General features: G+C 70.6%; 6 protein-coding genes and 1 pseudogene. 3 read left to right on the top strand and 4 right to left on the bottom strand.

Going from position 1 to position 6,754, the window contains the following annotated elements; translation table 11 throughout:
- Position 1: 1 nt before the first annotated feature.
- Positions 2-952, top strand: a complete 951-nt coding sequence (locus Q7W02_05785; GenBank protein ID MDO8475698.1) for an ABC transporter permease — start codon at positions 2-4, stop codon at positions 950-952.
- Positions 945-1,772 (top strand): ABC transporter permease, encoded by an 828-nt coding sequence (locus tag Q7W02_05790; GenBank protein MDO8475699.1) that lies wholly within the window; start codon positions 945-947, stop codon positions 1,770-1,772. Before Q7W02_05785 ends, Q7W02_05790 begins: the two co-directional genes overlap by 8 nt.
- Positions 1,773-1,811: 39 nt before the next feature.
- On the opposite strand, the gene Q7W02_05795 is transcribed toward Q7W02_05790, so the two are convergent.
- The 3 genes and pseudogenes from Q7W02_05795 to Q7W02_05805 all read right to left on the bottom strand — a co-directional run bounded on the left by Q7W02_05795 (position 1,812) and on the right by Q7W02_05805 (position 4,763).
- Entirely contained in the window at positions 1,812-2,132 is a 321-nt protein-coding gene (locus Q7W02_05795; GenBank protein MDO8475700.1) for a DUF5615 family PIN-like protein, read from the bottom strand.
- Positions 2,116-2,340, bottom strand: a complete 225-nt coding sequence (locus tag Q7W02_05800) for a DUF433 domain-containing protein (protein MDO8475701.1) — start codon at positions 2,338-2,340, stop codon at positions 2,116-2,118. The genes Q7W02_05795 and Q7W02_05800 overlap by 17 nt, the downstream gene beginning before the upstream one ends.
- Positions 2,341-2,444: 104 nt before the next feature.
- Positions 2,445-4,763 (bottom strand): annotated as a pseudogene (locus Q7W02_05805) (xanthine dehydrogenase family protein molybdopterin-binding subunit).
- Positions 4,764-4,840: 77 nt separating this feature from the next.
- Between Q7W02_05805 and Q7W02_05810 the strand changes: the two are divergent.
- The gene (locus Q7W02_05810) at positions 4,841-5,311 is read left to right on the top strand and encodes a tetratricopeptide repeat protein (protein ID MDO8475702.1); all 471 of its coding nucleotides are present in this window, start codon (positions 4,841-4,843) and stop codon (positions 5,309-5,311) included.
- Positions 5,312-5,464: 153 nt separating this feature from the next.
- Here Q7W02_05810 and Q7W02_05815 read toward each other — a convergent pair.
- A partial coding sequence (locus Q7W02_05815; protein MDO8475703.1) for an AMP-binding protein occupies positions 5,465-6,754 on the bottom strand: 1,290 nt, incomplete at its 5' end.

Genomic DNA, 6,754 nt, shown 5'->3' on the forward strand with positions numbered 1-6,754 from the left:
CGTGAGGCGCTACGTCGCGCGCCGGCTCCTGCTGCTGGCGCCGGTGCTGCTTGGCGTCTCGATCGTGGTCTTCATGGTCCTGCACCTCTCGCCGGGCGACCCGGCCGAGATCATGCTGGGCTCCCAGGCGACGCAGGAAGACCTGGCGCGCCTGCGCCAAGAGCTCGGGCTGACCGAGCCCCTCCATATCCAGTACCTCCGCTGGGTCAGCCATGTCGCCCGCGGCGACCTCGGCCGCTCGCTCTGGATGCGGCGCCCCGTGCTGGACGAGGTGCTCCACCGCTACAAGGCGACGCTGGTGCTCACGGCGAGCGCGCTCTTTCTCTCCACGCTCGGCGGCATCGTCCTGGGCGTTCTCTCCGCCGTGCGCCGCGATTCCCTCCTCGACCGGCTGAGCACCGTCACGTCGCTCTTCGGCGCCAGCATGCCCGTCTTCTGGCTTGGGATCGTTTTGATGGTGGTCTTCTCGCTGTGGCTCCGCTGGCTGCCCGCCTCGGGCATGTGGGCGCCCTACGGCGGCGGCGACCTGGCCGACCTGGCGGCGCACCTCGTCCTGCCGGCGGTGACGCTGGCCGCGGCCTCGCTGACGATCATCGCCCGGCTCACGCGAAGCACGATGCTCGACATCCTGAGCCAGGACTACATCCGCACGGCGCGCGCCAAGGGGCTGGTGGAAGGGCGCGTCGTCTTCCGCCACGGGCTCAAGAACGCGCTGATCCCCATCATCACCGTGGTCGGCGTGCAGGCGGGCTATCTGCTGGGCGGCGCCGTGCTGACGGAGACGGTCTTCGCCTGGCCCGGTGTAGGGCTCCTCATGGTGCAGGGCATCCTCGCGCGCGATTTTCCCCTCGTGCAGGGGTGCGTGCTCGTTATCGCGCTGACGTTCGTGCTGATCAATCTGGCCGTCGATCTCCTCTACGCCTACCTCGACCCGCGCATCCAGTATGAGTAGGCGCTTCGGCCGGAACCGCCTGGCGGTGCTCGCCACGCTGGTCATCGTGGGCGTAGTCCTGGCGGCGCTCCTGGCTCCCCTCCTGCCGCTCGCCGACCCCGACACCGTGGACACGCCGAACCGCCTGCGCCCACCGCTCACGCCCGGGCATCTCCTCGGCACGGACGAGTTCGGCCGCGATCTCCTCTCGCGCCTCGTCTGGGGCGCGCGCATCTCGCTCCTGGCGGGCGCGGCCTCCGCGGCCGCGGCAATGCTGTTCGGCGTGGTGCTCGGGGTCTTCGGCGGCTACTACTCGGGCTGGCCCGAGACGGTCATCATGCGGCTCACCGATATCCTGATGGCCTTCCCGTACATCCTGCTGGCCATCGCCATCGTGGCGGGCCTGGGCCCGGGCCTCCGCAACGCCATGATCGCCATCGCCATCGTGGGCTTCCCCTTCTACACCCGCCTCGTGCGCGGCATCGTGCTCTCCGTCCGCGGGCGCGAGTTCGTGGAGGCCGCGCGCGCGCTCGGCAGCCCCGACCGCCTGATCCTCGTCCGCCACATCGTGCCGCAGCTCATCTCGCCAGTCGTGGTGGCCTTTAGTCTCGATGTCGGCGCGAAAATCCTGGCGACGGCGGGGCTGTCCTTCCTGGGCCTGGGGACTCAGCCGCCCACGGCCGACTGGGGCAGCATGCTGGCGACGGGCCGGCAGTTCGTCATCCTGAGCCCCCACGTGGTTCTACTACCCGGGCTCGCCATCTTCGTGATCGTGCTGGCCTTGAACCTGGTGGGCGACGCCCTGCGCGATCTCCTCGACCCGCGGACGTATTCGCGCTGAGGGAGGTGTCCTGACCCCTCTCCTCGAGGCCAGCAGGGGTTAGGTCCCCACGCGCTGAACCTGGCCCGGGGCGGTCGAAGCAATAGCCCCGAGGATCGCCGGAACCAGGGGCCTGAGGTGCTGCAAGCGGTTGGATGCGGCATACACGATGACGACTCCGAATGGGAACCCCGCGATGGGCTGCTGGAACTCGATGCCGCGGTCCATCGTGATCAGGACATCGTAGTCGCCGCTCATCCGGCGAAGGAGATCGCCATTCGTGATGCCGGCCCAGCCGCGTCCAACCACGGTATCGACGTCGTGGCCGGCGAGCTCCAGGGCGAGATCTACGGGCAGGTGCTCGTCAAGAAGGACGCGCACCGGCCAGGAGCGAGGCGCGGGCGAGGTCGAGCGCGGCGATGGCCTGTTCGCGCTTCACAGACGGAAACTGGTGGAGAAACTCGTCGAGAGTATCCCCACCTTCCAAATGATCGAAGAGCGATTGCACTGGGACCCGCGTGCCGACAAAAACCGGGGTGCCACCGAGGATGTCTGGATCGCTCTGGACGACTTGGCTCAGCTGCATCATGCGAATCTCTCCATGGTTTCCCTCGAGATGCTGTCCTCGTAACAAAGAATACCGCAGTTCGTCTTCGGGGCGAAGACGTATCCTTCGGGGCACACTTCAAGCAGCTAGCGCTTCGCGTCCCGGAGCGCGGTCCAGAGCCGCGCGGGGGTGAGCGGCATGTCGAGGTGCGTGATGCCCAGCGGCGCCAGCGCGTCAACCGCGGCGTTGACGACCGCGGGCGGGATGCCGATGCAGCCGGCCTCGCCCACGCCCTTGGCCCCGAGCGGGTTGCGCGGTGAGGGCGTGCAGGTCTTCTCGATGAGGACATGCGGCACCTCGTCGGCGCGCGGAATCGCGTAGTCCATGAGGGTGCCGGTCAAGAGCTGGCCGTCGCCGTCGTAGACGATCGCCTCGAGGAGCGCCTGCCCCAGCCCCTGAGCGAGGCTGCCGTGAAGCTGGCCCTCGGCAAGGAGCGGGTTGATGATGGTGCCGGCGTCGTCCACCCAGACCAGCCGTTCGATGACGAGCCGCCCGGTCTCCGCCTCGATCCGGACCGCGCAGACGATCGCGCCGAAGGTCCAGACCTCGGTCTCGGGCTGAAAGTACGTGGCGGCCTCGAGGCCCGGCGTATCGCCCTGCGGCAGGGCGTGGCCGCCCGCGTAGGCCGCGACCGCCACCTCGCGCCACATCACGCGCCGCTGCGGCACGCCGGTGACCTGGAAGCCGCCGGTGACGCCGATGACGTCGGGCACGGCGGCCTCGAGCAGCCTAGCCGCGATGCGCCGGCCCTTCTCGCGGACTTCGACGGCGACGCGCTGGAGCGCGCTGCCGCCGAGCGCGACGCTCCGGCTGCCAAAAGTGCCGAAGCCCTCGGGTCCCGAGCGCGTGTCCCCGTGGACCACGACCACGTCGTCCGGCGTGACGCCCAGGTGGTCGGCTACGATCTGGGCAAACGTCGTCTCGTGCCCCTGCCCGTGCGCGCTCGAGCCGGTGATGGCCGTCACCCGCCCCGACCGCTCGACCTTGATGCTGCCACTCTCCCAGCCGAGCGCGCACGGCTCGACGTAGGAGGCGAGGCCGATCCCGACGGTCTCCCCGCGCTCTCGACGCCCCGCCTGCTCACGCCGCAACCCCGTGTAGTCCGCGGCGGCGAGCGCGCGCTCGAGGGCCAGCTAGTAGTTGCCCGAGTCGTAGACTTGCCCCGTCGCCGTGCGGAACGGGAAGCTCTCGGCCGGGATGAAGTTGCGCCGGCGGATCTCGGCGGGATCGAGCCCGAGCGCGCGCGCGGCCGTGTCCATAAGCCGCTCGATGGCGAAGCAGGCCTCGGGCCGGCCGGCGCCGCGGTAGGCGGAGACGGGCGTGGTCGTGGTGAGGGCGCCGGTGACGGTAATGTCGCACGCCGGCACGACATAGCAGCCGGGCAAAAGACGCGCGTGGTTCCACGGCGAGCCGCCGGCGGCGTTCATCAGCATCGCGCCGAGTGGTGCTACGATGCGCGCACGCAGGGCGGCGATATGCCCCTCGGCGTCCACGGCCAGCTCGCCCTCGCAGACGGAGCCGCGCGCGTGATTCGTGGTGATCTGGTCCTCGCCCCGCGTGGCCACCCACTTCACGGGCCGGACGAGCCGGCGGGCCAGCCACCCGAGCAGGACCTCCTCGCGGTAGGGCCCTGTCTTGACGCCGAAGCCGCCGCCGACATCAGGCGCGATCACCCGCACACGCGACTCAGGCAGATCGAGGAGCCGCGCCACCTCGGCCCGAACCCGAAAAGGCGCCTGGCAGGACGTCCAGAGCGTCAGCTCCTCGGTGGACGCATCGAAGGTGGCGAGCACGGAGCGCGGCTCCATCGCCACGGCCGACAGCCGCTGCTGGACCACGCGGAGCGAGACGACGCGCGCCGCGCCGGCGACCGCCCGCGCCGCGTCACCCTCGCGCAGCGTGCGAGTGAAGCACCGGTTCCGCTCGATCTCGGGAAAGAGCGTGGGCGCTCCCTCGGCCACCGCGCCCTCCGGATCGGGCAGCGCCGGAAGCGGGTCGTACGTGACGCCGATCAGATCGAGGGCGTCGCGCGCGGCGTAGACACTGTCCGCCACCACGGCGACCACGGGCGTGCCGGCGGCGTGGACGCGCCCGTCAGCGATGATCGGATGAGGCGGCACGCGCATGTCCGGCATGAGCCGGTTCACCGGCATCGGCGCCAGATGCTTCACGTCGGCCCCCGTCACGACGGCCACGACGCCGGGGGCGCGCCGCGCGGGCTCGACGTCAAGCTTCGCGATGCGCGCGTGGGCGTGGGGCGAGCGGAGCAGCACCACGTGGAGACAGCCGGGCGGGCAGATGTCGTCCACATAGCGCCCCGACCCCACGAGCAGGCGATGGTCTTCCCGCCGCTTCAGCGGCCGGCCGATCCAGGCGCCGTCCGCTTTCTGTGCCCCATGCGTCATGCCGGCTTCCTCCGTGAAGTGCCGAGAGCTTAGTCTGGCGGACGGGAGGGGTCAAGGACGGTGCTAGAATTCCAAGAATGACCGAGCGCGAGGCGTTGGCGGCCCTGCGCGGCGACGATGTCGCTCAGGCGGCGCGCGCGGCGGCCGTCCTCTGGCAGATGTGGCACCGCTCCGGCGATCCGAGGCTCGACGGGCTCCTGCAGGAAGGGATCGAGGCGATGGAGCGCCAGGACCTGCCCGCCGCCGACGCGGCGTTCACGCGCCTCATCGGCGAGGCGCCGGCCTTCGCCGAAGGCTGGAACAGGCGCGCCACCGTTCGCTATATGGCCCAGGACTACGCGGCGTCGATCGCGGACTGCCGGGAGACGCTCGCGCGCAATCCCAACCACTTCGGCGCGCTCTCCGGCCAGGGACTCTGCCACCTCATGCTGGGACAGTTCCGCGAGGCCGCGGAGCTCTTCCGGCGCACGCTCGCCGTGCATCCGCATCTCGGCAGCGCGCGCGAGAATCTCCGGGCAGCCCTCGGCGAAATCGTGAAGTTGAACTGAGCCGCCACGCCGAGCTTGCCCCCTCACCCTGCCCTCTCCCCCTCGACGGGGGAGAGGGAGCCGTTCTGATCCCTTCCCTTCCACGGGGCAGAGGGAATCGATTTAATCCCTCGCCCCCGGAGGGGGAGAGGGCAGGGTGAGGGGGACTTGGTCTCAGCCGCGCTTTTTCCGCGCGCGGAGGTCGATGGAGCCGGGGCGCCGGCGCGGGTCTTCGCCCGGAGGGAAGATCTGGGTCTTCTGCACTTTCTGGGTGCCGGTGGTGGGCAAGCGATCGACGAAGAGGACCCAGCCCGGGGCCTTGAAGTAGGCGAGCCGGCCGAGACACCAGTCGGCGAGATCATTCGCCAGCCGCGCGTCGGCCACCGAGCCCGGCATGGCCACCACGCAGGCCATGACCTCCTCCTCGCGGATCTCGTCGGGCACGGCGACCACGGCCACCTGGGCCACGGCCTCGTGGGCCTGGAGGCAGGCCTCCACCTCCGCCGCCGCGATATTCTCGCCGGAGCGGCGGATGATGTTCTTCTTGCGGTCGACGAAGTAGAGCATGCCGCTCGCGTCCCGGCGCACCGCATCGCCCGTGTGGAACCAGCCCCCGCGCCACGATTCCTCGGTGGCCTCCGCGTTCTTCAGATAGCCCGCGAAGAAGCCGTGCCGGGCGCCTTCCGGTCCGCCCCAGCGGACAACAAGCTCGCCCTGGGTGTCCGCGGGCAGCTCCTGGTCCTGCTCGTCGACGACGCGCGCCTCGAGCCCACCGTGGGGCCGGCCGAACGCGCGCGTGTGGATCTCTCGCGGCTCGACGCGATCGGCCAGGATGCGGCCGGTCTCGGTCATGCCCCACACCTCGACCAGGGGGAAACCGAAGCGCGTCTCGAAGGGCTCGTGCAGCTGGGGCTCGACGCCGGCGCCGAGACCGAACTTGATGCGATGCCGGCGCTCCTCGGGCGCGGGCTCCTGGTTGAGGAGGAGCGGGGGCATCACGCCCAGGTAGTGGATGATCGTGGCGCGGGAGGCGGCCACGTCGGGCCACCAGCGGCGGGGGCTGAAGCGCTCGGGCAGGATGAGGCAGTTGGCCGTGAGGATGGCGCACGTGGCCGTCACCGCCATGCAGTTCATGTGGAAGAGCGGCAGTGGATTCATGAAGCGCTCGCGCCCGTGCTCGAAAGCGACCCGTCCGCCCAGGTCGCGGTACCAGGCCCCGGCGTTGAGGTAATAGAGGTTGGTGAGGATGCAACCCTTGGGCCGCCCCGTGGTGCCCGAGGTATAGAGGAGAGCGCACTCGGTGTCGAGCCCTGGCGCGTCCTCGCGCGGCGCCGGGCCCGCCCTGGGGAGCGCGGCGGGCAGCGCCTCCGCATCGACCACGGGCAGGGGCTTCGCGCGCTCGCGCGCCACCGCCTCGAGGGCGCCCACGCGGCCCGGGATCGTCACCGCCAGCTCCGCCCCGGA

The sequence above is a fragment of the Candidatus Rokuibacteriota bacterium genome (assembly GCA_030647435.1).
Classification (GTDB): Bacteria; Methylomirabilota; Methylomirabilia; order Rokubacteriales; family CSP1-6; genus AR37.